General features: G+C 69.2%; 21 protein-coding genes. 11 read left to right on the plus strand and 10 right to left on the minus strand.

The genetic code is table 11. The features are described 5' to 3' along the window. Positions 1-15 precede the first annotated feature (15 nt). The 3 genes from CXQ97_RS07305 to glyA are packed head-to-tail and all read right to left on the minus strand — an operon-like array spanning position 16 to position 2,382. On the minus strand, positions 16-909 hold the full coding sequence (locus tag CXQ97_RS07305; protein ID WP_104180171.1) for a bifunctional methylenetetrahydrofolate dehydrogenase/methenyltetrahydrofolate cyclohydrolase: 894 nt from the start codon (positions 907-909) through the stop codon (positions 16-18). Continuing rightward, on the minus strand, positions 884-1,081 hold the full coding sequence (locus CXQ97_RS07310) for a hypothetical protein (protein ID WP_104180172.1): 198 nt from the start codon (positions 1,079-1,081) through the stop codon (positions 884-886). Before CXQ97_RS07310 ends, CXQ97_RS07305 begins: the two co-directional genes overlap by 26 nt. Continuing rightward, on the minus strand, positions 1,075-2,382 hold the full coding sequence (gene glyA / locus CXQ97_RS07315; RefSeq protein WP_306739571.1) for a serine hydroxymethyltransferase: 1,308 nt from the start codon (positions 2,380-2,382) through the stop codon (positions 1,075-1,077). Before glyA ends, CXQ97_RS07310 begins: the two co-directional genes overlap by 7 nt. A gap of 333 nt (positions 2,383-2,715) precedes the next feature. Here glyA and CXQ97_RS07320 point away from each other — a divergent pair, with 333 nt between their 5' ends. The 8 genes from CXQ97_RS07320 to CXQ97_RS20265 all read left to right on the plus strand — a co-directional run bounded on the left by CXQ97_RS07320 (position 2,716) and on the right by CXQ97_RS20265 (position 10,946). Continuing rightward, positions 2,716-3,852 (plus strand): FAD-dependent oxidoreductase, encoded by a 1,137-nt coding sequence (locus CXQ97_RS07320; protein WP_104180343.1) that lies wholly within the window; start codon positions 2,716-2,718, stop codon positions 3,850-3,852. Beyond that, complete coding sequence (purU, locus tag CXQ97_RS07325; RefSeq protein WP_104180173.1) at positions 3,853-4,713, plus strand: formyltetrahydrofolate deformylase; 861 nt, start codon at positions 3,853-3,855, stop codon at positions 4,711-4,713. Positions 4,714-4,737: 24 nt separating this feature from the next. Then, complete coding sequence (locus CXQ97_RS07330; protein WP_104180174.1) at positions 4,738-5,259, plus strand: gamma carbonic anhydrase family protein; 522 nt, start codon at positions 4,738-4,740, stop codon at positions 5,257-5,259. A 32-nt stretch (positions 5,260-5,291) separates the two neighbouring features. Beyond that, positions 5,292-6,515, plus strand: coding sequence for an ROK family transcriptional regulator (locus CXQ97_RS07335; protein ID WP_104180175.1), 1,224 nt, complete (start codon positions 5,292-5,294; stop codon positions 6,513-6,515). A 126-nt stretch (positions 6,516-6,641) separates the two neighbouring features. Then, a complete protein-coding gene (mmsA, locus tag CXQ97_RS07340) occupies positions 6,642-8,180 on the plus strand; it encodes a multiple monosaccharide ABC transporter ATP-binding protein (protein WP_104180176.1) in 1,539 nt (512 codons plus the stop codon). Positions 8,181-8,204: 24 nt separating this feature from the next. Then, the gene (gene mmsB, locus CXQ97_RS07345) at positions 8,205-9,506 is read left to right on the plus strand and encodes a multiple monosaccharide ABC transporter permease (RefSeq protein WP_104180177.1); all 1,302 of its coding nucleotides are present in this window, start codon (positions 8,205-8,207) and stop codon (positions 9,504-9,506) included. A gap of 69 nt (positions 9,507-9,575) precedes the next feature. Continuing rightward, positions 9,576-10,673 carry a sugar-binding protein gene (locus CXQ97_RS07350; protein ID WP_104180178.1) on the plus strand — a complete coding sequence of 366 codons (1,098 nt, stop codon included), beginning with the start codon at positions 9,576-9,578 and terminating at the stop codon, positions 10,671-10,673. A gap of 141 nt (positions 10,674-10,814) precedes the next feature. Beyond that, positions 10,815-10,946 (plus strand): hypothetical protein, encoded by a 132-nt coding sequence (locus CXQ97_RS20265; protein ID WP_258062400.1) that lies wholly within the window; start codon positions 10,815-10,817, stop codon positions 10,944-10,946. Here the strand turns inward: CXQ97_RS20265 and CXQ97_RS07355 are convergent. Next, on the minus strand, positions 10,943-11,167 hold the full coding sequence (locus tag CXQ97_RS07355) for a hypothetical protein (RefSeq protein WP_104180179.1): 225 nt from the start codon (positions 11,165-11,167) through the stop codon (positions 10,943-10,945). The genes CXQ97_RS20265 and CXQ97_RS07355 overlap by 4 nt on opposite strands. On the opposite strand from CXQ97_RS07355, the gene CXQ97_RS07360 reads away from it, so the two are divergent. After that, a complete protein-coding gene (locus CXQ97_RS07360) occupies positions 11,166-12,245 on the plus strand; it encodes a Gfo/Idh/MocA family protein (RefSeq protein ID WP_104180180.1) in 1,080 nt (359 codons plus the stop codon). The two genes, CXQ97_RS07355 and CXQ97_RS07360, sit on opposite strands and share 2 nt — an antisense overlap. Positions 12,246-12,331: 86 nt before the next feature. On the opposite strand, the gene CXQ97_RS19770 is transcribed toward CXQ97_RS07360, so the two are convergent. The 4 genes from CXQ97_RS19770 to purH form a co-directional block, all read right to left on the minus strand. Beyond that, the gene (locus CXQ97_RS19770) at positions 12,332-14,143 is read right to left on the minus strand and encodes a chaplin family protein (protein ID WP_104180181.1); all 1,812 of its coding nucleotides are present in this window, start codon (positions 14,141-14,143) and stop codon (positions 12,332-12,334) included. A gap of 84 nt (positions 14,144-14,227) precedes the next feature. Further along, positions 14,228-15,241 carry a hypothetical protein gene (locus CXQ97_RS07370; RefSeq protein ID WP_104180182.1) on the minus strand — a complete coding sequence of 338 codons (1,014 nt, stop codon included), beginning with the start codon at positions 15,239-15,241 and terminating at the stop codon, positions 14,228-14,230. 127 nt (positions 15,242-15,368) lie between these two features. Continuing rightward, complete coding sequence (locus tag CXQ97_RS07375; protein ID WP_104180183.1) at positions 15,369-17,591, minus strand: NADP-dependent isocitrate dehydrogenase; 2,223 nt, start codon at positions 17,589-17,591, stop codon at positions 15,369-15,371. Between the two features lie 130 nt (positions 17,592-17,721). After that, positions 17,722-19,326, minus strand: a complete 1,605-nt coding sequence (purH, locus tag CXQ97_RS07380) for a bifunctional phosphoribosylaminoimidazolecarboxamide formyltransferase/IMP cyclohydrolase (RefSeq protein WP_181035000.1) — start codon at positions 19,324-19,326, stop codon at positions 17,722-17,724. 142 nt (positions 19,327-19,468) lie between these two features. Between purH and CXQ97_RS07385 the strand changes: the two genes are divergently transcribed. Beyond that, the gene (locus CXQ97_RS07385) at positions 19,469-20,821 is read left to right on the plus strand and encodes an MFS transporter (protein ID WP_104180185.1); all 1,353 of its coding nucleotides are present in this window, start codon (positions 19,469-19,471) and stop codon (positions 20,819-20,821) included. A 122-nt stretch (positions 20,822-20,943) separates the two neighbouring features. Then, the gene (locus CXQ97_RS07390; protein WP_258062402.1) at positions 20,944-23,658 is read left to right on the plus strand and encodes an alpha-amylase family glycosyl hydrolase; all 2,715 of its coding nucleotides are present in this window, start codon (positions 20,944-20,946) and stop codon (positions 23,656-23,658) included. Between the two features lie 55 nt (positions 23,659-23,713). Here the strand turns inward: CXQ97_RS07390 and CXQ97_RS07395 are convergent, their stop codons facing one another. Continuing rightward, entirely contained in the window at positions 23,714-24,730 is a 1,017-nt protein-coding gene (locus tag CXQ97_RS07395; protein ID WP_104180186.1) for a magnesium and cobalt transport protein CorA, read from the minus strand. Between the two features lies 1 nt (position 24,731). Continuing rightward, positions 24,732-25,328: a phosphoribosylglycinamide formyltransferase gene (purN, locus tag CXQ97_RS07400; RefSeq protein ID WP_104180187.1), complete on the minus strand. Its 597-nt coding sequence runs from the start codon at positions 25,326-25,328 to the stop codon at positions 24,732-24,734. Positions 25,329-25,334: the final 6 nt, after the last annotated feature.

Below are 25,334 nucleotides of genomic sequence, written 5' to 3' on the forward strand. Positions count from 1 at the left end.
CCAGCCTAGGTGATGCTAGGCGGAGGCGGACCGACGCTCGGCCGCGTCGACGACGTTGGTCAGGAGCATCGCCCGGGTCATGGGGCCCACGCCCCCGGGGTTCGGCGACAGCCAGCCGGCCACGGACGCCGCGGCGGGGTCGACGTCGCCCGTCAGCCTCGCCTTGCCCGTCGCCGGGTCCTCGACGCGGCTGACCCCGACGTCGAGCACGATCGCTCCGGGCTTGAGCTGCTCCGCCGTGATCATGTGCGGGATCCCCGCCGCGGCGACGACGACGTCGGCGCGGCCGAGGTGATCGGCGAGGTCGACGGTGCCGGTGTGCGCGAGGGTCACGGTCGCGTTGACCTGCTTGCGCGTGAGCAGCAGTCCCAGCGGGCGCCCGACCGTCACCCCTCGCCCGACCACGAGCACGTCGAGCCCCTTGAGGGCGACGTCGTGCCGGAGCAGGAGCTCCACGATCCCGTGCGGCGTGCAGGGCAGCGGCGACTCCATGGGCCCGTTGACGTTGAGGACCAGCTTGCCCAGGTTGGTGGGGTGCAGGCCGTCGGCGTCCTTGGCCGGGTCGATGCGCTCGAGGATCGCGTTGGTGTCGATGTGCGCGGGCAGGGGGAGCTGCACGATGTAGCCGGTCGTGGCGTCGTCGCCGTTCAGGTCGTCGAGGACCGCCTCGAGCTCCTCCTGCGTGATGGTGTCGGGCAGGTCCCGCCGGACCGAGGTGATGCCGACCTCCGCGCAGTCGCGGTGCTTGCCGGCGACGTAGGAGGCGCTGCCGGGATCGTCCCCCACGAGGACCGTCCCGAGCCCGGGCGTGACGCCGCGCTCGCGCAGCGCCGTCACACGCTCGGCGAGTTCGGCCTTGATCCGGGCTGCGGTCGCCTTGCCGTCAAGGATGCGGGCTGTAGTGCTCATGGGAATCGTCCTCGTCCAGTTGCTGGTCCGGCTGCTTGTCCAGTTGCTCGAGCAGGAATGCCTTGCCGCGGTCGCAGCAGCCGGTGAAGCAGCACTCCGGAGCGGGGATGTCGAAGTCCGTCGACGCGGCGGCCTGCGAGGTGAGGGCGCCGGGCGGGAGCTGGACTACCACTCCTCCTGGCCCGGGTAGAGCGGGAAGTCGGCGGCGAGCGCCGACACGCGGGCACGGAGCGCCTCGACGTCGGGGGCGGGCTTCAGCGCGGCGGCGATGATCTCGCCGACCTCGGTGAACTCGGCGGCTCCGAAGCCCCGGGTGGCGAGCGCGGGGGTGCCGATCCGGAGGCCGGAGGTGACCATCGGCGGGCGTGGGTCGAACGGGACGGCGTTGCGGTTGACCGTGATGCCCACGGAGTGCAGCACGTCCTCCGCCTGCTGGCCGTCCAGCGACGAGTTGCGCAGGTCCACCAGGACGAGGTGGACGTCGGTCCCTCCGGTGAGTACCGACACGCCGTGCTCGGTGACGTCGGACGCGGTGAGGCGGTCCGCGATGATGCGCGCACCCTCCAGCACGCGGTCCTGGCGTTCCTTGAACTCGGCCGAGCCGGCGATCTTGAAGGCCGTGGCCTTGCCCGCGATGACGTGCATGAGCGGCCCGCCCTGCTGGCCGGGGAAGACGTTCGAATTGATCTTCTTGGCCCACTCCTGCTTGGCGAGGATCACCCCGGAGCGGGGCCCGGCGAGCGTCTTGTGCACCGTGGAGGTGACGACGTCGGAGTACGGGACGGGGCTGGGGTGCACGCCCGCGGCGACCAGGCCGGCGAAGTGCGCCATGTCGGTCCACAGGAGCGCGCCGACCTCGTCGGCGATGGACCGGAAGGCGGCGAAGTCGAGCTGGCGCGGATAGGCCGACCAGCCGGCGATGATCACCTGGGGCTTCTCGGCGAGGGCCTGCTCGCGGACGCGCTCCATGTCGAGGCGGTGGGTGTCCTCCTCGACACCGTAGGCCGCGACCTCGTAGAGCTTCCCGGAGAAGTTGAGCTTCATGCCGTGGGTGAGGTGCCCGCCGTGCGCGAGCGACAGGCCCATGATCTTGTCGCCCGGCTTGATCATGGCGGAGAGGGCCGCGGCGTTGGCCTGCGCGCCGGAGTGCGGCTGGACGTTCGCGAACTCCGCCCCGAACAGCGCCTTGACGCGCTCGATGGCGAGGTTCTCCGCCACGTCGACGTGCTCGCAGCCGCCGTAGTAGCGGCGGCCGGGGTAGCCCTCGGCGTACTTGTTGGTGAGGACGCTGCCCTGGGCCTCGAGGACCGCGCGGGGCGCGAAGTTCTCGGAGGCGATCATCTCGAGCGTGTCGCGCTGTCGCGCGAGCTCGTCGCGGAGGACGGCGGCGATCTCCGGGTCCACCTCGGACAGGGGCGCATTGGTGACTGAATCGGCGGCAGCGTGGGACGGGGCCATGGGCGAGGTGGTCATCGGTCGATCCTTCTCTGGGTTCCGCAAGGGGTCAGCGTGTCGCGGACCGGCGGATCGATGTCCGCCCGGCCGCTCATGGAACGTGACCCGCGGCCCAGGCGTGCGATCCGTGGTCTGCACTGGAGGCCAGGCTCTCCCGGGGGACCCTGGTTCCGCGCCGCTTCCTGGTGGTTGCCCACCCTACGCCAGTCGCAACGCTCCCATGCTAGCTGCACTGCGCGTCGCGTCGCCACCGGCGCCCGTGCCGCCCGGAATACGGCGGAACCGGTGGCGGTTCTCGGTGAGGAGAGCGGCATGCCTGCAGGCGGGCGCCGCAGTGAGGAGTCGGACGGCATGCGCGGGACGGAGCAGCGGGAAGCGGCGGGGTCCCTGGTCCGCCAGGTGCGTGTCGTCGTGATCGGCGCCGGCCAGGCGGGGCTGAGCAGCGCCTACCACCTGGCCCGGCGGGGCCTCGCACCGCACCGCGACGTCGTGGTGCTCGACGCCAATCCGGCCCCGGGCGGAGCGTGGCTGCACCGCTGGCCCTCCCTGACCTTCGATGCCGCCCATGCGCTGCACAGCCTTCCGGGCTTCCCCCTCGGGACGCCGGATCCGCAGGAGCCCGCCTCCGCCGTCGTGAACCGCTACTACGGCGCCTTCGAGCGTGAGTTCGGGCTGCCGGTGATCCGGCCGGTCTCCGTGCTCCGCGTCGAACCGGACGGACTCGGCGCGGAGCGCCCCCTGAGGGTCACGACGACGGGCGGCACGTGGATCGCCGACGTCGTCGTCAACGCGACGGGCACCTGGGACCGCCCGTACTGGCCCTACTACCGCGGTCGGGACGTGTTCGCCGGACGCCAGCTGCACACGCACGACTTCCGGTCGGCGACCGAGTTCACCGGGCAGCGTGTCCTCGTCGTCGGCGGCGGGACCTCCGCGGTGCAGTTCCTGCTGCAGCTGGAGGAGGCCGGTGCGCGGACCACGTGGTCCACGCGCCGTCCGCCCGCCTTCACCCGTCGTGCGTTCGACCCGGAGTGGGGTCGGGAGGTCGAGGCGGAGGTCTCCGCGCGGACGAGCGCCGGCCTCCCTCCAGCCAGCGTCGTGTCGGTCACCGGCCTGTCGCTCACCCCGCGGTACCAGGCGGGGATCGACGCCGGCATCCTCGTCTCGCGCGGTCCCCTCACCGGCCTGCGCGAGCACTCGGCGGTCTTCGCCGACGGCTCCGAGGAACCCGTCGACGCGGTCCTCTGGGCGACGGGCTTCAGGGCCGCGCTCGACCACCTGGCCCCCCTGCGCCTCCGGGAGCCGGGCGGCGGCATCCGGACTGACGGCGTACGGGTGGCGAAGGAACCGCGGCTCCTCCTCGTCGGCTACGGCGCCTCGGCATCGACGCTCGGTGCATCCAGGGCCGGCCGTGCGGCGGCGATCGCGGCGATGGACGGGCTGCGGGACCTCGCGCCCCGCCCGGAGGCTACCGGTACGCTGGCTTAGGTGGACTCCCCCGACGCATCGCCCTCGTACTCCCTCACGCTGTCCTGCCCCGACAGGCCCGGCATCGTCCACGGCGTCTCCGGTGCCCTGGTGGGGGTCGGCGCGAACATCACGGAGTCGCAGCAGTACGGCAGCCCGGACACGGGCACCTTCTTCATGCGGGTCGAGCTCACCACCGGAGCGGGACTGCAGGATCTCCGGGCGGCCCTCGAACCCGTCGCCGCGGGCTTCGGCATGCAGTGGTCGCTCGCCGCGTCCGCCCGGCGCACCCGGACGCTCATCATGGTCTCGAAGGCCGCGCACTGCCTCAACGACCTCCTGTTCCAGCACCGCTCGGGCACTCTCGCCATCGACATCCCCGTCATCGTGTCCAACCACCGGGACCTCGAGGGCCTCGCCGCGTTCTACGGCATCGAGTTCCACCACATCCCCGTGACCCCCGGGACCAAGCACGAGGCCGAGGATGCGCTGCGCGCCCTGATGGACCAGCACGACATCGAGCTCGTCGTCCTCGCGCGCTACATGCAGATCCTCAGCGACGGGCTCTGCGAGGACCTGCGCGGTCGCGCCATCAACATCCACCACTCGTTCCTGCCCTCCTTCAAGGGCGCCCGCCCCTACCACCAGGCCCATGCGCGCGGCGTCAAGCTGATCGGCGCCACCGCACACTACGTCACGGCGGCACTCGACGAGGGCCCGATCATCGAGCAGGAGGTCATCCGCGTCGACCACGCGCGCACGGCCGAGCACCTGGCGTCGATCGGGCGCGAACTCGAGGGACGCGCCCTGGTGCAGGCCGTGCAGTGGCATGCGGAGCGGCGGGTACTGCTCGACGGGCGTCGCACGATCGTCTTCAACTGACGCCTGCTGGCCTAGGCTGGCGCCATGGCACACCTCACCACGTTCCGCGGGAAGACCCCGGACATCGGCGCCGCCGCGTTCACCGCCCCCACGGCCTCCCTCATCGGCGAGGTCACCCTCGGAGACTCCGCGAGCGTCTTCTACGGGGCGAGCGTCCGCGCCGACACCGCCCCCATCTCCATCGGGAACGGCACCAACCTGCAGGACAACGTGGTGGTCCACGCGGACCCCGGCTACCCCGCACGGATCGGGAACGGCGTCAGCGTGGGGCACGGCGCGGTCGTGCACGGCTGCACCGTCGAGGACGACTGCCTGATCGGCATGGGTGCCACCGTCCTGAACGGAGCGGTGATCGGATCCTGTTCGCTGGTCGCCGCGGGCGCCGTCGTCCTCGAGGGCACAGTGGTCCCACCGCGCTCGCTCGTCGCAGGGGTTCCCGCGAAGGTGCGGCGGACGCTCGACGACGACGAGATCCAGGGGATCCGGGACAACGCCGACCGGTACACAGCACTCGCGGAGGAGCATCGTCAAGCGTTAACTTCTTGACTACAAGCACGGCCTGCGGCAATCTAGGGAGCATGCCCGCAGAAATCCCCTCGACGGCGAGGACACCCCTGAGCGCCGCGCTTCCGAAGCCCGGCTCCCAGTCCGCACTGCGCGAGCAGAACCAGCGGCGGGTCATCGCCGCCCTGATGAGCGGCGGATCGCAGACGCAGGCGGAACTCTCCCGGCAGACCGGCCTGTCCACCGCGACCATCTCCAACATCGTGAAAGTCATGGCCGCCACGGGCGTCGTGAACACGGCACCGACCACGAGCTCCGGACGCCGGGCGCTCTCCGTGATCCTCAACGACAAGGGCCAGGTCGCAGCGGGGATCGACATCGGCCGGCGCCACCTCCGTGTGGTCCTCGCCAGCCCCAACTACCGGGTCCTGCAGGAGGCCTCGGTCAGCCTGCCCCCGGGACACAGCGCCGTCGAAGGGCTCCGCGCGGCCTCCGACCTCCTCGACGCCCTCCTGGCGAACGGCGGTATCGACCGCCGCGCGCTCCTCGGCGCCGGCATCGGCATCCCCGGACCCATCGACCGTCGCACCGGGACCGTGGTGCAGGGCGCCATCCTGCCCGAGTGGGTGGGCATCAACATCCATGACACCTTCGGCGAACGGCTGCAGGTCCCGGTCTTCATCGACAACGACGCGAACCTCGGCGCGCTCGCCCAGGTGACCTGGGGTCCGCACAGCGCCGTGGAGAACCTGCTGTTCATCAAGGTGGGCTCGGGGATCGGCTCCGGGATGGTCCTGAACGGGTCGCTGTACTACGGGAACGTGGGCGTCACCGGCGAACTGGGCCACACCACCATCAACGAGCACGGCGTCATCTGCCGGTGCGGGAACCGGGGCTGCCTCGAGACCGTCGCCTCCACCTCGACGATGATCGAACTGCTCAGCCGGGGCAGCACGGAGACCGTCGACACGCAGCGCATCATCGAGTGGGCCCTGGCCGGCGACACCGCCGCCCTCCGCGTCATCGACGACGCCGGTGCGGCCATCGGGCGCGCCCTGGCCCACGTGGCGAACATGATCAACCCCGAGACTATCGTCATCGGCGGGCCGCTGACGAGTCTGGGCGACATCCTGCTCGAGCCGGTCCGGCGAGGCCTGGCCCGCCACGCGGTCCCCATCATCGGCGAGACCACCGGCGTCTGCATGTCCTCCCTCGGTGACCGCGCGGAGGCGCTCGGCGGTGCCGCCGTCGTCCTCGCCCAACCGGGACTGTCGCCCGTCTTCGCCAGCACGGCGTAACATTCTCATCTCTATTTACTGTATGTTTGCGTTAAACACTTGACGACAACACCTTTCAAAGTGTTCAATTCTTTCGGGCCGAGGTTGGGCCTGCACCAAGACAACGCCGTCACTGCGGGAGGCTCCATGAACAACCACACCATCCTTGAGATGCGCTCCATCACCAAGGAATTCCCGGGAGTCAAAGCCCTCTCCGACGTGTCCCTCGAGGTCCAGGCGGGCGAGATCCATGCGATCTGCGGGGAGAACGGCGCCGGCAAGTCCACCCTCATGAAGGTCCTCTCGGGGCTCTACCCCCACGGCGACTACACGGGCGAGATCATCTTCCAGGGTGAAGAGGTCCGGTTCAAGGACATCCGTTCCAGCGAGGCCGCGGGGATCGTCATCATCCACCAGGAACTCGCGCTCATCCCCGAGCTCTCCATCGCCGAGAACATCTTCCTCGGCAACGAGCCCACCCGCTTCGGGGTGATCAACTGGGACTACGTCAACAACACCACGCTGGAACTCCTGGCCCGGGTCGGCCTGAGCGAGGACCCGATCACCAAGATCAAGGACATCGGGGTCGGCAAGCAGCAGCTGGTGGAGATCGCCAAGGCCCTCAACAAGTCCGTGAAGCTGCTCATCCTCGACGAGCCCACCGCCGCCCTCAACGAATCCGATTCCCAGCATCTCCTCGACCTCATGGCCGGGCTGCGCTCCAAGGGCATCTCGTGCATCATGATCTCCCACAAGCTCAACGAGATCGAGCAGATCGCCGACTCCATCACGATCATCCGTGACGGCAAGTCGATCGAGACCCTCCACGTCAAGAACGACGGCGTCGACGAGGACCGCATCATCCGCGGCATGGTGGGCCGGTCCCTCGAGTCCCGCTTCCCCGACCACACCCCGTCGATCGGCGAGACCTTCTTCGAGGTCCGCAACTGGACGGTCGGCCATCCCACGGTCTCCGACCGCCTGGTCTGCAAGAATTCGAGCTTCCACGTCCGCCGGGGCGAGATCGTCGGGTTCGCAGGCCTCATGGGGGCAGGGCGCACCGAACTGGCCCGATCCGTCTTCGGCCGCTCGTACGGCACCTTCAAGTCCGGGCAGATCCTCATCGACGGCAAGGAGGTCACACTGCGTTCCGTGCCCCAGGCGATCGACGCCGGGCTGGCCTACGTGACCGAGGATCGGAAGTCGCTTGGACTCAACCTGCTCGACGACATCAAGACCACCACGGTCTCCGCGGACCTGAAGAAGATCACCCGCGGGCTCGTGGTCGACAGGGACGAGGAGTTCCGCGTTGCAGAGGAGTACCGCCAGACGCTGAGGACCAAGACACCGAGCGTCAACGAGGGCGTCGCGAAGCTCTCCGGCGGGAACCAGCAGAAGGTGGTCCTGGCGAAGTGGATGTTCACGGACCCCGACCTGCTGATCCTCGACGAACCAACCCGCGGGATCGACGTCGGCGCGAAGTACGAGATCTACGGGATCATCCAGAAGCTCGCCGAACAGGGGAAGGGCGTCATCGTCATCTCCTCGGAGCTGCCGGAACTGCTCGGCCTCTCGGACCGGATCTACACGATCTTCGAAGGCGCGATCACGGGCGAACTGACCCGTGACGATGCGAACCAGGAATCACTGATGAAACTCATGACCGCCAGCAGGAAATCTGCCTGACCGTAGCATCCAAGGAAAGACACCATGAATTCCCTCAAACAAATCTTCGGCGGGAACACCCGCCAGTTCGGGATGATCTTCGCCCTGGTCGCGCTCGTCGTGTTCTTCCAGTGGCGCACGGGCGGGAAGACGCTCACGTCCGGCAACATGATGAACCTCTTCAACGGCAACTCGTACATCCTCATCCTGGCCATCGGCATGGTGCTCGTCATCATCGCCGGCCACATCGACCTGTCGGTCGGCTCCATCGCCGCGTTCGTCGGCATCGTCGTCGCCATCGCGATGCGTGACTGGGGCATCCCCTGGTACATGGGCGTGGTGCTCGGCCTGCTCCTCGGTGCGGTGATCGGCGTCTGGCAGGGATTCTGGGTGGCGTACGTGGGGATACCGGCGTTCATCGTCACCCTCGCCGGCATGCTCATCTTCCGAGGTGCCAACCAGGCGGTCGGTGACTCGAACACCGTCCCCGTCCCCGAGGGCTTCCAGTACCTCGGCGCGGGCTACCTCCCCGAGGTCGGACCCAACACCGGCTACAACAACCTGACGCTCCTCATCGGCTTCGCCCTGGTCGCGTTCGTCGTCTACAGCGAATTCAAGAGCCGCCGCAAGCTCGAGAAGATCAACGCGGACCTGCCTCCGATGTGGGTCCCGATCGTGAAGCTCGTGCTGCTCTCCGCCGTCATCCTCTACGCGACCTACCTGTTCGCCACGGGCCGCCCGGGCACCTCCTTCCCCATCCCCGGCATCATCCTCGGCATCCTCGTCATCATCTACGCCTTCATCTCGAACAAGACGATCGCCGGTCGGCACGTCTACGCCGTTGGTGGCAACCGCCACGCGGCCGAACTGTCCGGTGTGCAGAGCAAGCGCGTGAACTTCATGGTCATGATGAACATGTCGATCCTCGCCGCCCTCGCCGGGATGATCTTCGTCGGTCGCTCGACCGCCTCGGGACCGTTCGACGGTACCGGATGGGAACTCGACGCCATCGCCGCCGTCTTCATCGGCGGTGCGGCGGTGACGGGCGGCGTCGGGACCGTGGTCGGGTCCATCATCGGTGGCCTCGTCATGGCCGTCCTGAACAACGGACTGCAGCTCCTCGGCATCGGCGCCGACCTCACGCAGATCATCAAGGGCCTCGTGCTGCTCGTCGCCGTGGCCTTCGACGTCTACAACAAGATCCAGGGCAAGCCGTCCATCATCGGCCTGCTCACCAGGAACTTCGGCGGAGGCGGCGGCGCGAAGAAGCCCGTCACTCCCGCGCCCCAGTCCGCCCCCACGGAGCAGGCTGTCGGAACGAAGGAAGTCATCTCCCACGACGTCTAGGGCCCAGCTGCATCGGATTCCCAGGCATCAGAGCTCCATCCGTCCAGAAGCAAGAGAAAGAGAATGCACATGCGTAAGTTCGCAAAATCCCTCGCAGCGATCGCTGCCATATCAGCGCTGACGCTGACCGGGTGCGGCCGTGAAGAGACGGCCCCCGCAGCCGAGGGCGGCGACGGCGCCGCCGCCGGCTTCGAGACGGGGTCCGCCATCGGCATCGCCCTCCCGCAGAAGACGTCCGAGAACTGGGTCCTCGCAGAGACACTGTTCAACGACGGCCTCACCGAGGCCGGCTACGAACCGAACGTCCAGTTCGCCAACGGCGGTGTCTCCGAGCAGCAGAACCAGATCAGCTCGATGATCACCAACGGCGTGAAGGTCCTCGTCGTCGGAGCCATCGACGGCGCACAGCTCGGCACCCAGCTGGCGCAGGCCAAGGAAGCCGGCATCACCGTCATCGCGTACGACCGCCTCCTCACGAACACCGAGAACGTCGACTACTACGTGGCGTACGACAACTTCCAGGTCGGCGAGCTGCAGGGCCAGGCCCTCCTCGACGGCATGAAGGCCGCGAAGCCCGAAGGACCGTACAACATCGAGCTGTTCGCGGGTTCGCCCGACGATGCCAACGCGAAGGTGTTCTTCGACGGTGCGATGAGCATCCTGCAGCCCGAGATCGACAACGGCAACGTCGTCGTCGTGTCGGGCCAGGAGACCTTCGAGCAGGCCGTGACCCAGGGCTGGAAGGCGGAGAACGCCCAGCGCCGCATGGACACGCTGCTCTCCGGTAGCTACGGCTCCACCGAACTCGACGGCGTCCTCTCCCCCAACGACACGCTCGCCCGCGCCATCCTGACCTCGGTCCAGGGTGCCGGCAAGCCCGTCCCGGTCGTCACCGGGCAGGACTCCGAGGTCGAGTCCGTGAAGTCCATCATGGAGGGCAAGCAGTACTCCACGATCAACAAGGACACCCGCGCGCTCGTCGAGCACGCCATCGAGATGGTCGGCAACCTGCAGGCCGGCGAGGAGCCCGAGGTCAATGATCCCGACTCCTACGACAACGGCGTGAAGACCGTTCCCGCCTACCTCCTCGAGCCGCAGATCGTGACGAAGGAGAACGCGGCGGAGGCGTACGCCAACGACCCCACGCTGTCCGCGCTCACCAAGTAGCACACCGACCGGATCCGTCCGGTAGCACCACCTGAAGCGCCCCGGCCCTCGGCCGGGGCGCTTTCTTGCTGCCAGCTGTTCCTGTCACCTCCGCACCCTCGCCGGCACCGAAGTGCGCAGGCAGTACGAACGGATCACAGGATGGCTCGGCGAGGCACCGTCCCTGCCGATGGACCAGGTGACCTCTCCTGCACCACCACCTGTCTCTTCTACGTGACACCGGAGGAACTCGAGCGGTTCCGGGAGCAGCTCATCGCCCTCACCGTTCCCTAGGAGGGCCGCCGGGCGGATCCCGGCTCCGCCCGCACGACGCCCTGCCCGCACGGTTCTTCGCCACCCTGCTGGCGGCGGTCCTCATCGGTGGGCTGCACGACCGGATCCTGGTTCTCGGCACCGCCGTCCTCGACGCGATGGGCGCCCTGCCCCTCGCTCTGCTGCGCGGAGCCCCTGCGGGTGCTGGACGCGGCACCCGCAGGCAGTAAGGATGGGTTCATGAACCCACAGAACCGCATCGCCGTTCCCCCCTGCGCCGAAGCAGGAGCTCCCAGCCCCACCGTCGCCACCGGCCGCCCCCTGAAGTGGGGCGTCATCGCCACGGGTGGGATCGCCTCCAAGGTCACCCCAGACATCGCCCTGCTGGAGGACGCGGTGCTCCACGCGGTGAGCTCGCGCAGCGCGGACAGCGCCGCCGCCTTCGCCGAACGGTTCGGGTTCGCCACGAGCTACGGGAACGACGACGGGACGGCGGGGTACCAGCGTCTCGTGGACGACCCCGAGGTCGACGTCGTCTACATCACCACCCCGCACGGCCAGCACCACGAGGTCGCCAAGGCGGCCCTGACAGGCGGGAAGCACGTGCTGTGCGAGAAGCCGTTCACCATCAACGCGGCGGAGGCCGAGGAACTCGCGGCGCTCGCGGCCGACCGCGGGCTGTTCCTCATGGAGGCCGTCTGGACGCGCTTCCTCCCCAGCGTCAACCGGGCCTGGGACATCATCCACTCCGGGGAACTGGGCGACATCCGGTGGGTCCAGGCCGACCTCGGCTTCGCTGCCCCCGACGATCCGAGCAGCCGCCTGTGGGACCCGAAGGCGGGCGGCGGGGCCCTGATGGACCTCACGGTCTACCCGCTCACCTGGGCGCTGGGCTCGCTCGGCTTCCCCGATGCGGTCTCCGCCGTCGGGACCCTCAACGACGACGGCGTCGACCTGCAGGCGGCCGTGACCCTCAGCTACGGGAGCGGGGCGTACGCCCAGCTCTCGTCGTCGTTCATCGCCTCCTGCCCGGGACAGGCGACCGTCTGCGGATCCAAGGGCTGGCTGAAGACCGGCGGCGGGAACCTCCACAACCCGAAGGCGCTGACGGTCAAGGCCGGCCAGGGCGGGGCCAGGGTGGAGGAGTTCGAGCAGGTGGGTGCTGGGTACACCTATGAATTGCGCGAGGTGACGCGCTGTATCCAGCAGGGACTCACCGAGAGCCCCACCATGCCGGTCGGCGACACGCTGGGGACCATGCGGCTGCTCGACGGCGTCCGGGCGCAGATCGGCCTGCGGTACGAGAACGACGCCGCCTGACGGATCGTCGGGACCGGCGCACGCCGAAGGACAGGCCCCGCAGCCTTCGCTGCGGGGCCTGTCCTTCGTGTCGTACCCGGACCGGCCTAGGCGCGTGCCTTCGCGCGGCGTGCAGCAACCAGGCCGCCTGCGCCGGTGAGGAGCAGGAGCGACCCGAAGAGCAGGATCTGCTGCTCCGCGAATCCGGTGGAGGCCAGGGCCTTCGGAGTGCCGGCTACACCGGTAGCACCTGCAGCCGTGGTGACCTCCACGCCGTTGCTCGCCACGGCGATGGTGCCGGGTGCCGTGTCGGTCCCGGTGCCGGTGAGAGTTCCCGCCGTGCCACCCTCGTTCGTGCCGCTGTCGTTCATGCCGCCCTCGTTCATGCCGCTGTCGCTCGCGCCACTGGCGGCGCCGTCGTCGGCCGGACCCTCGTCAGTACCTCGGTCGGGGCCATCGGCTCCGCCGTTGTCACCGGACGCCGGGCCCTCGGGGGCGACGGGTGACGCCGGGGTGGTCGGGGTGGTCGGGGTGGTCGGGGTGGTCGGGGTGGTCGGGGTGGTCGGATTGACAGGAGTTCCTGCCTCTGCACTGCAATCTGTGCTGTGATCGCCGAGCAGGGTGACGTTGTTGCAGCCGACATTCACCGGAACCACGACCTCCGGCGAGATCACGTTCCCGTCGACAATGCCGCCATCGTTCGTGCTTCCGGTCGAGCCATCATTCGTACCGCCGGCCGTCCCTCCGGTGGTGCCGCCGGTCGAACCCGTCGTGCAGTCCGCGGCACTGTCGCCCAGGACGGCGACGCCGTTGCAGCCGACCTTCACCGGAACGACAACCTCCGGCGAGATCACGTTCCCGTCGACAATGCCGCCATCGTTCGTGCTTCCGGTCGAACCTCCCGTGGAACCATCATTGGTACCGCCGGCCGTCCCGCCGGTGGTGCCGCCGGTCGAACCCGTCGTGCAGTCCGCGGCACTGACGCCCAGGACGGCGACACCGTTGCAGCCGACATTCACCGGAACCACGACGTCCGGAGAGATCACGTTCCCGTCGACGATGCCGCCATCGTTCGTGCTTCCGGTCGAACCTCCCGTGGAACCATCATTGGTACCGCCGGCCGTCCCGCCGGTGGTGCCGCCGGTCGAACCCGTCGTGCAGTCCGCGGCACTGACGCCCAGGACGGCGACACCGTTGCAGCCGACATTCACCGGAACCACGACGTCCGGAGAGATCACGTTCCCGTCGACGATGCCGCCATCATTCGTACCGCCGGGGGTGCCCCCGGTGGTGCCGCCGGTCGAACCCGTCGTGCAGTCCGCGGCGCTGTCGCCCAGGACGGCGACGCCGTTGCAGCCGACATTCACCGGAACGACGACCTCCGGCGAGATCACGTTCCCTGCCAGGATGCCGCCGTCAACCGCCGGAGCCGGAGCCGGACCACCCGTCGAGCCGGATCCACCGGTCGAGGACGAATCCCCCAGAACGGACACCGGGTTACCGGACACATTCACCGGCACGACGACCTCCGGCGAGATGACGTTCCCGGCCAGGATGCCACCGTCGACCGCCGGAGCGGGAGCCGGAGCCGGACCGCCCGTCGAACCGGCCGAGCCGGATCCACCGGTCGAGGACGAATCCCCCAGAACGGACACCGGGTTACCGGACACATTCACCGGAACCACAACCTCCGGCGAGATCACGTTCCCTGCCAGGATGCCGCCGGTGGAACTCGTGGTTCCGGACTGCAGGGGTGCGGTGATGATGGTTCCGAGGGTCGAATCGAGCCCGGTGCCTGACGCTGCCGAAGTATCGGACGTTGCCGAGAGGTCCGCGGCTACTGCCGAACCTGCCCCGAGGACGGCGACGCCCCCGGCGAGAAGAATTCCGTAGAATCCTCGCTGCACGCTTGTACGCATGATGTTCTCCTGTGGATCGAAGTGGTGTGGAGGTGCCCTTGGCACCGTGAGCCGTCGGCCGCGCAGAGCACGGCGAGGCCACCACTAGTCAGGAGAGGAGCCGGGATCGTAGCTGGGGGATGTCGGGAGGCCCGCCGCCGCTGAGCGGCAGGCCCGGCCGGAGACCAGGATGAAGACGAGGAGGCCTGCAGCCGCGAGCGCCGCGAGCGGGGCCGCAGAGCCGCTGCTGGTCATGGACGCCAGGACTGTCGAGAACGCCGCGAAGGGTGTCCCCGGAAGGTCCGGCAGGTCGGCTGCGACCAGCGCGACCCCCGCCCGGGCAGGTACGACCGCGTCGACAATCCCGCCGACCGCCGGCATCAGCGTGACCGATGCGAGGTTCGCACCCCTGGTGGCCGGCTCAGGACTGACATCGGAGGAAGCGGGAGCGACGGGCCGCGACGTGGTCGGCACAGCGGCGACGCCGGACCCGTCGTCCGAGAGATCGACGGCGGTATCGCCACCGGAGACCGGCGCGACGGCAGGCCCGGACACGGCGTCCACCACCGGTGCTGCCACATCCTGAACCGGACCCACGACATTCGGAACCGGAGCGACGACGTCGGGAACCGGGACGGCGTCGAGCACCGGGGCTAGGGGCTCCGTGACCGGGGTGACGATGTCGAGCACCGGCTCGGTGACGCCTCCCACGGTTCCGTCGACGACACCGACCACCGGGGAGGTCACCTGGGTGACCGTCCCGGCGGGGATCAGATCGTGGATGACAGGGATCTGTACGACAAGTTCGTCGACGGCCGATGTCACGGGGACCAGAACGGTGCCTGCGGGCTGGCCCAGGAGCTGGGGCACGTGTGCCGCCAGCTCGGGAACGACGGGAAGATCCGGGAGCAGGGGCCGGGGATCCGTGAGAGCGGAGACGGCGGGGGTTCCTGCGGGCTCCACCACACCTGCCACCGAATCGAGCAGACCTGCGTCGCGGGGAGTTTCTACGGCCGCTGCGCCGGAAGCGCCGACGGCCATCCAGCCGAGGGCTCCGACTCCCGTGAGGAGCGACAGGCGCAGGGTGGTGGAGAGAGACCGACGCTTGTGCGCTGTCATCGCTATACCCCCCCAGGCTGAGACCGTGATGAAACCATAGACCTCGCCTGGGGCTGTTGTAAAGAAGTGTTCTTAACGTGATCAGCCGGCGTACCGCGGAGCGGCACGCCGGCCGACCTGTGCCGTGCTACTTCGCGAGGATCGCCAGGACCTCGGAGAGCTTCGCTGAGGGACGCATCACCTGGGTCACTCGTGCGACGTCGGGGTGGTAGTAGCCTCCGATGTCTGCGGGCGAACCCTGCACGGCGAGCAGCTCGGACACGATCTCGTCCTCGTTGCCGGTCAGCGCCTCGGCCACACGAGAGAAGCTCGCGGCGAGCTCGACGTCCTGCTCCTGCTCGGCCAGCTCCTCCGCCCAGTAACGGGCGAGGAAGTAGTGACTCCCACGGTTGTCGATCTCGCCGACGCGGCGGCTCGGCGACTTGTTCTCGAGCAGGAACGTGCCGGTCGCGCGGTCGAGCGTGTCGGCGAGGACCTGGGCGCGCGCATTGCCCGTCGATGTCGCGAGGTGCTCGAAGCTGACGGCGAGGGCGAGGAACTCACCGAGGCTGTCCCAGCGCAGGTGGTTCTCCTTCACGAGCTGCTGGACGTGCTTGGGCGCGGATCCGCCGGCGCCGGTCTCGAAGAGTCCGCCGCCGTTCATCAGCGGCACCACCGAGAGCATCTTGGCGCTCGTGCCGAGCTCGAGGATCGGGAAGAGGTCCGTCAGGTAGTCGCGCAGGACGTTGCCGGTCACCGAGATGGTGTCGGCACCCCTGCGGATGCGCTCGAGCGTGAAGGCCGTGGCGTCGACGGGCGTCAGGATCTGGAGCTCGACGTCGTCCGTGTCGTGCTCGGCCAGGTACGCCTCCACCTTGGAGATCAGGTTGGTGTCGTGTGCGCGGCTCTCGTCGAGCCAGAACACGGCGGGTGTCGCCGAGGCACGCGCGCGGGTGACGGCGAGCTTCACCCAGTCGAGGATGGCGGCGTCCTTGGTCTGGCACGCACGCCAGATGTCGCCGGGCGCGACGTCGTGCTCGATCAGCACGGTGCCATCCGCGTCGAGGACCTGGACCTTGCCCGCGGTCTGGATCTCGAACGTCTTGTCGTGGCTGCCGTACTCCTCGGCGGCCTGTGCCATGAGGCCGACGTTCGGCACGGTGCCCATGGTGGTCGGGTCGAAGGCACCGTTGGCACGGCAGTCGTCGAGGACGACCTGGTAGATACCGGCGTAGCTGCTGTCGGGGATGACGGCGAGCGTATCGGCTTCCTTGCCGTCCGGCCCCCACATGTGGCCGGAGCTGCGGATCATGGCCGGCATCGAGGCGTCGACGATCACATCGCTCGGGACGTGCAGGTTGGTGATGCCCTTGTCGGAGTCCACCATGGCGATCGCCGGGCCGTCCTCCATGCCCTTGGCGATGGCCTGCTGGACGCCCTCGCGGACGTCCGCGGGCAGCTTGTCGAGGCCGCCGAGGATCGAGGCCAGGCCGTTGTTCGGGCTCAGGCCCGCCGCGGAGAGCTGCTCACCGTACGTCGCGAAGAGCTCGGGCAGGAAGGCGCGGACCACGTGACCGAAGATGATGGGATCGGAGACCTTCATCATGGTGGCCTTGAGGTGGGCCGAGAAGAGCACGCCCTCCTCCCTGGCCCGGACGACCTGGGCCGCCAGGAACTCGTTGAGCGCATCGGCGCGCATCACGGTACCGTCGACGACCTCGCCGGCGAGCACGGGGATCGAGTCCTTGAGCACGGTGACGGAGCCGTCGGCCGCGACCTGCTGGATGCGGATCGTGCCGTCCACCGGGATGACGACGGACTGCTCGTTCGAGCGGAAGTCCCCCGTCGTCATGTGTGCCACGTTCGTCTTCGACTCCGGCGTCCAGGCGCCCATGCTGTGCGGGTTCTGGCGCGCGTAGTTCTTCACCGACGCGGGTGCGCGGCGGTCCGAGTTCCCCTCGCGGAGCACCGGGTTGACGGCGCTGCCCTTGACCTTGTCGTACCGGGCCCGGACTTCCTTCTCCTCGTCCGTGGACGGGTGGTCCGGGTAGTCGGGCAGTGCGTAGCCCTGGCCCTGGAGCTCGGCGACGGCCGCCTTCAGCTGCGGGATGGAGGCGCTGATGTTCGGCAGCTTGATGATGTTGGCTTCCGGCGTCTTCGCCAGGGCGCCGAGTTCGGCAAGCGCATCGGCCATCTGCTGGTCCTCGGTGAGGTGGTCGCCGAAGAGCGCGAGGATGCGTCCCGAGAGCGAGATGTCCCGGACCTCCACCTCGACACCGGCCGTGGAGGCGAAGGCCTCGATGATCGGCAGGAACGAATAGGTGGCCAGCATCGGCGCTTCGTCGGTATGGGTATAGATGATCTTGGCCATGGGTTGGCGTCTCCCTGGTGCTCTGCGGTGGTCGGTTTGGGGGTTGCCCATCGGCTCTAACCTACCGAGGTCCCCGGGTCTTCGCCTAACGACGGGACCATGGGAACGACGGCGGGACGGCGGTGCGGCGTCAGTGGAAGAAGTGGCGCGCACCCGTCAGGTACAGCGTCACCCCGGCAGCATTCGCGGCGTCGATGACCTCCTGGTCGCGCACCGAGCCGCCCGGCTGGACGACGGCACGGACGCCGGCGTCGAGCAGGATCTGCAGCCCGTCGGCGAAGGGGAAGAAGGCATCGGACGCCGCGACGGACCCGCGGGCCCGCTCGGTGTCGGTGAGGGTGTTGGCCCGCTCGACGGCGAGGCGGCACGAGTCCACGCGGTTGACCTGGCCCATGCCGACGCCGACGGATGCGCCGTCGCTGGCCAGCAGGATCGCGTTCGACTTCGCGGCGCGGCAGGCCTTCCAGGCGAACCCGAGATCGGCGAGCGTGGCGGCGTCGGCGGCGTTCCCCGCGGCGAGGGTCCAGCCCGAGGGGTCGTCGCCGTCGGCGTCGAGCGTGTCCGCCACCTGCATGAGCACTCCCCCGGACACCTGGCGGAACTCGACGGGATTCCGTCCGTACCCCTCGGGGAGGGTCAGGAGCCGGATGTTCTTCTTCTGCGTGAGGATCTCGACGGCCTCGGCGGAGAACGACGGCGCGATCACGACCTCCGTGAAGATGTCCTTGACCGTCGCGGCCATGCCGGCCGTGACTTCGCGGTTCGCCGCGATGACCCCGCCGAACGCCGACACCGGGTCGCAGGCGTGCGCCTTCGCGTGCGCGTCCGCGATCGGGTCCTCGGCATCCGCGGACCCGACGGCCACACCGCAGGGGTTGGCGTGCTTGATGATCGCGACGGCCGGCTCGTCGAAGTCGAAGGCGGCACGGAGGGCCGCATCGGCGTCCACGAAGTTGTTGTAGCTCATGGCCTTGCCGTGGAGCTGGTCCGCCTGGGCGATACCCGGCGTCGCACCCTTCTCCACGTAGAGCGCCGCCTGCTGGTGCGGGTTCTCGCCGTAGCGCAGGACCTCCGAGCGCTCGAGCGCGAGGCCCGCGTAGCCGGGCCAGGAGAATGCGTCGTCGTCCGTCTCGAACTGCTCGGCCGTCCAGGACGCGACGGCTGCGTCGTATGCGGCGGTGTGCGCGAAGGCGAGAGCTGCCAGCCGCCGTCGTGCCCTCAGGTCGAACCCGCCCTCCGCGGCCGCGGTGACCACGTCGCCGTACCGGGCCGGATCGACGACGACGGCGACCGACGGGTGGTTCTTGGCCGCGGACCGGACCATCGCGGGGCCGCCGATGTCGATCTGCTCGACGACGGCGTCGGGCTCCGCGCCGGAGCGGACCGTCTCCACGAAGGGGTACAGGTTGACGACGACGAGGTCGAAGGCCTCGATGTCGAGTTCGGCGAGCTGGTCCACGTGCTCCTGGCGGCGGCGGTCGGCGAGGATGCCCGCGTGCACCTTGGGGTGGAGGGTCTTGACGCGCCCGTCGAGGGTCTCCTCGAAGCCGGTCACCTCCGACACCTCCGTCACGGGGACACCCGCGGCGGCGATCCGCTGCGCCGTCGACCCGGTGGAGACGATCGAGACGCCCGCGCGGTGCAGGCCCTGCGCCAGCTCCTCCAGGCCGGTCTTGTCGAACACCGAGATCAGTGCGCGACGGATGGGGACACGGTCGAGGTGGATCGGGCTCACGCAGTTCTCCGTCAGTCGGGGTTCGCTGGGGTCGCGTACAAGTCTATAGTGGCGGTCCATGGCTCCGCCCGGCCGGACGGACGCCCCGGGGATGCTTCCCGGTACAGTTCTCGCAGTACCCGGCCCCTCCCACGAAGGCATCATGAGCATCAACACGCAGCTTCCCACCGGCGACCAGGTGGTGCAGGACCTCCCCTGGCGCTGGAAGGTCCAGGGGAGGATCTTCCTCATCGGCGGTCTCGGCTTCATGTTCGATGCCTGGGACGTCACCCTCAACGCCTACCTGATCCCCCTGCTCATCGGGGACTGGGGGCTCTCCGCCGGCCAGGCGGCGTGGATCGCCACGTCGAACCTGATCGGGATGGCCGTCGGCGCGTTCGCCTGGGGATCGGTGGCGGACATCATCGGCCGCAAGCGCGCGTTCACCCTCACGCTCCTCGTCTTCTCCATCTTCACGGTGCTCGGGGCGTTCTCCCCCGACATCGTCTGGTTCTGCGTGTTCCGGTTCCTCGCGGGCTTCGGCCTCGGCGGGTGCATCCCCGTGGACTACGCGCTGGTCGGCGAGTTCACCCCGCGCCGCCAGCGCGGCAGGGTCCTCACCGCGATGGACGCGTGGTGGCCGATCGGCGCCTTCCTGTGCGGCGTGGTGACGACGGCGATCGTGGCCCAGACCGGCGAGTGGCGCTACGCGATGCTCGTCATGGTGCTCCCGGCGCTCCTCGTGTTCTGGGTGCGGCGCGGGGTCCCCGAGTCACCGCTGTACCTCGTGCAGCGCGGCCGGCAGGAGGAGGCGCGGACCGTCATCGACGACCTCGTCGCACGGACCGGCGGCGAGCAGCGGGCATGGCGCCTGCCCGACCCCGAGGACACCCCGCGCCTGTCCCTCGGCAGCATCTCGGGACAGCTCACCGGGCTCTGGCGCTACAACTGGCGCATCACCCTGACCGCGTGGAGCCTGTTCCTGACGATCCTGCTCGTCTACTACGGTGCGCTGACCTGGATGCCACGCATCCTCATCGCCTCGGGCTACGCGCAGTCGGTCGCGTTCATCACGACCACGTTCATGACGGGCGTCGGCTTCCTCGGCGTCGTCGCCGCGGCCCTGCTCGTGGAGCGGGTGGGCCGCAAATGGCTCCTCGCCATCACGGGCCCGGGGTCCGCCGCGCTCCTCGTGGCCTTCGCGCTGACCCTCGACCTGCCCGCCGTCGCCACGGCCTGGCTGCTGGGCTTCGGCTTCGTGGTGCAGGTGGCCATCCCCGTGCTCTACACGTACGTCTCGGAGCTGTACCCCACCGAGCTCAGGGGCAGCGGCTTCGGCTGGGCATCGACCGTCTCCCGCGTGGGGGCGGGCCTCGTCCCGCTGATCTTCGGCAGCCTCCTGTGGCCCCTCCTCGGGCTTCCGCTGACCTTCGCCCTCACGGGCGCCCTCGTGCTCCTCGCCGTGCTGTTCATGGCCTTCAACGCACCCGAGACGAAGGCGGCCCGGCTGCACTGACAGGCCGGGGACCGGACGACGGCGGCCGGCACCTTTCTCCGCGACACGGGCCGGACCGGATTGACTCGCCCTGTGACGTGGGACACGCTGATCCTTCACCCTGTGTTCCCTGAAGGAGACCTGTGAAATCCCGCCACGCCACTGTCGTCGTGCTGACCGCGCTCGTTGCCGACTCCGCCACGTCGCTGCCCGCCCATGCCGCCCCGAAGGACCCCGGTTCCCCTCCCGCCGTCGCGCAGCACTCGCTGCGCACCGCCGTCACCGACGAGAACTTCTACTTCGTCATGGCCGACCGCTTCCGGAACGGCAGCACGGCCAACGACGACGGCGGACTCGGCGCCGACCCGTCCGTCTCCGGGTTCGATCCCACCCGGAAGGGCTACTACAACGGCGGCGACCTCGCGGGCCTGCTGCAGGAGCTGGACTACATCCAGGGAATGGGCACCACGTCCATCTGGCTGACCCCGAGCTTCAAGAACCGGGCCGTGCAGCCCGAGGACGACTCGGCGGGGTACCACGGCTACTGGATCACCGACTTCACGCAGATCGACCCGCACCTGGGCACCAACGAGGACCTCAAGGCCCTCATCGACGCGGCGCACCAGCGTGGCATGAAGGTGTACTTCGACATCATCACCAACCACACCGCCGACGTCATCGGCTACGACGCCGGCGAGCGCGCGCCCTACGTCTCGAAGGACGAGGAACCCTACCGCGACGCCGACGGCAGAGCGTTCGACGACCGTGACTACGCCGGCACCGGCACCTTCCCCACCCTCGACCCGGCGACGTCGTTCCCCTACGTACCGGTGATCCCGGAGGCCGACCGCGACCTGAAGGTCCCCGAGTGGCTCAACGATCCCACGCTCTATCACAACCGCGGTGACACGACCTTCACCGGGGAGGACTCCTACTACGGCGACTTCTTCGGCCTGGACGACCTCTCCACCGAGCACCCCCGCGTGGTCGACGGCATGACCGACATCTACAAGACGTGGATCGCCGACTTCGGGGTGGACGGCTTCCGGATCGACACCATGAAGCACGTGGACGACGCGTTCTGGCAGGCCTTCGGCCCCGAGGTGCTGGCCTACGCCAGGGAGCAGGGCAAGGACGAGTTCTTCATGTTCGGCGAGGTCTTCGACACCACGAAGTCCTTCACCTCGCAGTTCACCACCCGCAACAGGATGCAGTCCGTGCTCGACTTCCCGTTCCAGGCCGCCGCCCGCGGGTACGCGTCGCAGGGCGCGCCGGCGACCGACCTCGAGGCCTTCTTCGCCGGTGACGACTGGTACACGGATGCCGACTCGAACGCCTACAGCCTGCCGACGTTCCTCGGGAACCACGACATGGGGCGCATCGGCAGCTTCCTCGCCACGGACAACCCGGGGGCGCCGGAGGACGAACTCCTGGCCCGCGACACCCTGGCCCACGAACTCATGTACTTCTCCCGCGGCAACCCCGTGATCTACTACGGCGACGAGCAGGGCTTCACCGGACCCGGCGGTGACCAGGACGCGCGGCAGACGCTGTTCGCGAGCCAGGTGCCCGAGTACCTCGACGACGACCTGCTGGGCACCGCGTCGACGCACGCCACCGACAACTTCGACACCGGCCATCCGGTCTACGAGGGCATCGCGACCCTGGCCGGGGTCACCGCCGACCATCCCGCACTGCGGGACGGCGCCCACCAGCACCGGTACGCGTCCGACGGCCCGGGCATCTACGCGTTCTCGCGCGTGGACGCCGAGAACCGGCGCGAGTACGTGGTGGCCCTCAACAACAGCACCGAGCCGCAGACCGCGGCCATCCCCACCTATGCGGCCAAGCGCAGCTTCGGCCTCGTGTACGGCGACGCCCCGAAACGCACGAGGTCGGCCGCCGACGGCACCCTCGGCGTCACCGTGCCCGCCCTGTCCACGGTGGTCTACGAGCTCTCCGGCTCGATCCCGCATTCCAGCAAGGCACCGGCCATCGGCCTGCAGCAGCCCGCCCCGGCCGCCGAGGACAACGGCCGCATGAGGGTCGCCGCCGACGTCGCCGGCTCCTCGTTCTACGAGGTCACCTTCGAGGCCCGCACCCCCGGTACCGGCTGGACGGGCATCGGCACCGACGACAACGCGCCCTACAGCGTCTACCACGACACGAGCGCCCTGGCGGCGGGCACCCCCGTCGAGTACCGCGCCGTCGTCCTCGACAACGGACGCCACACCCGGACCTCGTCCCCGGTATCGGCGACCGTGCCCGCACCTGAGCTCACCCTCGGACTGCCCGGCGAGGGGACGCAGGTCCAGGGCGACGTCGAGGTCACCGCGACCGCGAGCCCCGAGAACTCCGACCACGCCGTGACGCTCGAACGGAGCGTCGACGGGGGCGCATGGACCGCGATCGGCACCGACGACTCCTCGCCCACCTACACGGCGGTCGACGACCTGGCGGCGCTCGGCCTCCCCGAGGGCACCCAGGTACGGTACCGGGCGGTGCTCGGCACCTCCGTCAGCGACATCAGGACCGTGACCGTCGGCTCGGTCGTCCAGCAGCCGGACACGGTCGCGGTGGCCGGCAGCCTCGACTCCGAACTGGGCTGCGGCGCGGACTGGGACCCGGCATGCGACCAGGCGCAGATGACGTTCGACGACGCGTCGCGGACCTGGGTGCTCCGGGTCGCCGACCTGCCCGCCGGCCGCTACGAGTACAAGGCCGCCCTCGACCGCGGCTGGACCGAGAACTACGGGGCCGGCGGCGGCCGGGACGGCAGCAACATCGTGCTCGATCATCCCGGAGGCCCGGTGACCTTCACCTACGACCACCGGACGCACGTGATCACGACGCGCTGACCCTGGGATGACGGCGGCCGGGACCCAGCGGTCCCGGCCGTCGTCGTGCGCGGGCCTAGAGCCAGTCGTTCCGCTTGAAGGCCCAGTACAGCCCGCCACCCATACCCATCATGAGCACGATCGCGAACGGATAGCCGAGCGTCCAGTGCAGCTCGGGCATGGTGTCGAAGTTCATGCCGTAGATCGACGCGATCAGGGTCGGCGCGAACAGGATCGCCGCCCACGAGGAGATGCGCTTGACCTCCTCGCCCTGCTTCAGCGACGTCTCCGTCATCCGCGTCATCTCCTCGTTCTGCCGCTGTGCCACGAGCGTGGAGTGCACCGTCAGTGCGTTCTGCAGCAGCGTGCGGAAGGTGTTCACGCGCTCCACGACGCGGATCACGTGGTCCTGCACGTCCCGCAGGCTGCGACCGAGCTCGGCATCCAGCTGGTACTTGTCGGAGCCCCGGAGCAGGGAGTCCATCATGGCTTCGAGGGGCTGGGTGGCGCGCTGGAACTCGATGACCTCACGGTGCAGCTCGTAGATCCTGCGCGAGACGTCGGGCGCTCCCCCGAACAGCTCGTTCTCGATCTCGTCGATGTCGTTCTCGAGCCCCTGCACCACGGGCCCGTACTCGTCCACCACCTGGTCGAGCATCGCGTAGAGGACGGCCTGCGGACCCGTGCAGAGGAGCTCCGGATCCCCCTCGAGTCTGCGGCGCACCACCCCGAGGTCCGGCGACTCCGCATGCCGGATGGTCACCACGAAGTCCTGTCCGATGAAGATGTGCAGTTCGCCGAACTCGACCTTCTCCTCGGCGTCGAGGTAGCGGGCGGGCCGCAGCACCACGAAGAGGGTGTCGCCGTAGCGTTCGAGCTTCGCCCGCTGGTGTCCGTTCGTGGCGTCCTCGACGGCGAGGGGATGCAGGCCGAACTCCGTCTCGACCGCGCTGATCTCCGCCGGCTCGGGACGGTACAGGCCGATCCAGCCCATCCCTCCGCTGTCCCGCATGAGCTCGAACGTCTGGTCCAGGGTGTCGGGGTTGATGCGCTTCTTCCCGCCGACGTAGACGGCGTTCGCGACGAGCGACACGTCAGGCTCCGGCAGTGGTGTCGGCAGTGGTGTCGGCAGCAGCCGAGAGCCCCGCGAGGGTCTCGATCAGGAGCCTGCGCTCCTCGACCTTGATGCGCTCGTGCAGGGTGTCCTCCGTGTCCTCGGGCAGGACGGCGACCGCCGCCTGGGCGAGGATCGGGCCGGTGTCCACGCCGGCGTCGGCGACCATGACGGTGCAGCCCGTGACCTTCACGCCGTGGGCCAGCGCGTCACGCACGCCGTGCGCGCCCGGGAAGCTCGGCAGCAGGGCGGGGTGGGTGTTCAGGTAGCGGTTGGGGAAGCGGTCCAGGAAGTGCTGGTCGAGGATCCGCATGAAGCCCGAGGACACCACGTAGTCCGGCTCGGCGGCGGCGACGGCGTCCGTGAGCGCCCGGTTCCACTCGGCCCGGTCCGGGTACTGCCGGAAGTCGACCTCGAACGTCGGGATGCCCGCCTCGGCCGCCCGCTCCACACCCCGGGTGCCGGGGCGGTCCGCCCCCACGGCGGCGATGGTCACGGGCAGGGAACCGTCGGCGACGGCGTCGATCACGGCCTGGAGGTTCGATCCGGTTCCGGAGACGAGGACTACGATGCGCATGGCTCA

The organism is Arthrobacter sp. B0490 (genome assembly GCF_002929355.1).
Classification (GTDB): Bacteria; Actinomycetota; Actinomycetes; order Actinomycetales; family Micrococcaceae; genus Arthrobacter_D.

Excerpts from the sequence above, each read along its gene's own strand:
- CXQ97_RS07305 (WP_104180171.1), bottom strand. The coding sequence starts at position 909 with ATGAGCACTACAGCCCGCATCCTTGACGGCAAGGCGACCGCAGCCCGG.
- glyA (WP_306739571.1), bottom strand. The coding sequence starts at position 2,382 with ATGACCACCTCGCCCATGGCCCCGTCCCACGCTGCCGCCGATTCAGTC.
- CXQ97_RS07320 (WP_104180343.1), top strand. The coding sequence starts at position 2,716 with ATGCGCGGGACGGAGCAGCGGGAAGCGGCGGGGTCCCTGGTCCGCCAG.
- CXQ97_RS07330 (WP_104180174.1), top strand. The coding sequence starts at position 4,738 with ATGGCACACCTCACCACGTTCCGCGGGAAGACCCCGGACATCGGCGCC.
- CXQ97_RS07335 (WP_104180175.1), top strand. The coding sequence starts at position 5,292 with ATGCCCGCAGAAATCCCCTCGACGGCGAGGACACCCCTGAGCGCCGCG.
- mmsA (WP_104180176.1), top strand. The coding sequence starts at position 6,642 with ATGAACAACCACACCATCCTTGAGATGCGCTCCATCACCAAGGAATTC.
- mmsB (WP_104180177.1), top strand. The coding sequence starts at position 8,205 with ATGAATTCCCTCAAACAAATCTTCGGCGGGAACACCCGCCAGTTCGGG.
- CXQ97_RS07350 (WP_104180178.1), top strand. The coding sequence starts at position 9,576 with ATGCGTAAGTTCGCAAAATCCCTCGCAGCGATCGCTGCCATATCAGCG.
- CXQ97_RS20265 (WP_258062400.1), top strand. The coding sequence starts at position 10,815 with ATGGCTCGGCGAGGCACCGTCCCTGCCGATGGACCAGGTGACCTCTCC.
- CXQ97_RS07360 (WP_104180180.1), top strand. The coding sequence starts at position 11,166 with ATGAACCCACAGAACCGCATCGCCGTTCCCCCCTGCGCCGAAGCAGGA.
- CXQ97_RS07355 (WP_104180179.1), bottom strand. The coding sequence starts at position 11,167 with ATGAACCCATCCTTACTGCCTGCGGGTGCCGCGTCCAGCACCCGCAGG.
- CXQ97_RS19770 (WP_104180181.1), bottom strand. The coding sequence starts at position 14,143 with ATGCGTACAAGCGTGCAGCGAGGATTCTACGGAATTCTTCTCGCCGGG.
- CXQ97_RS07370 (WP_104180182.1), bottom strand. The coding sequence starts at position 15,241 with ATGACAGCGCACAAGCGTCGGTCTCTCTCCACCACCCTGCGCCTGTCG.
- CXQ97_RS07375 (WP_104180183.1), bottom strand. The coding sequence starts at position 17,591 with ATGGCCAAGATCATCTATACCCATACCGACGAAGCGCCGATGCTGGCC.
- CXQ97_RS07385 (WP_104180185.1), top strand. The coding sequence starts at position 19,469 with ATGAGCATCAACACGCAGCTTCCCACCGGCGACCAGGTGGTGCAGGAC.
- purN (WP_104180187.1), bottom strand. The coding sequence starts at position 25,328 with ATGCGCATCGTAGTCCTCGTCTCCGGAACCGGATCGAACCTCCAGGCC.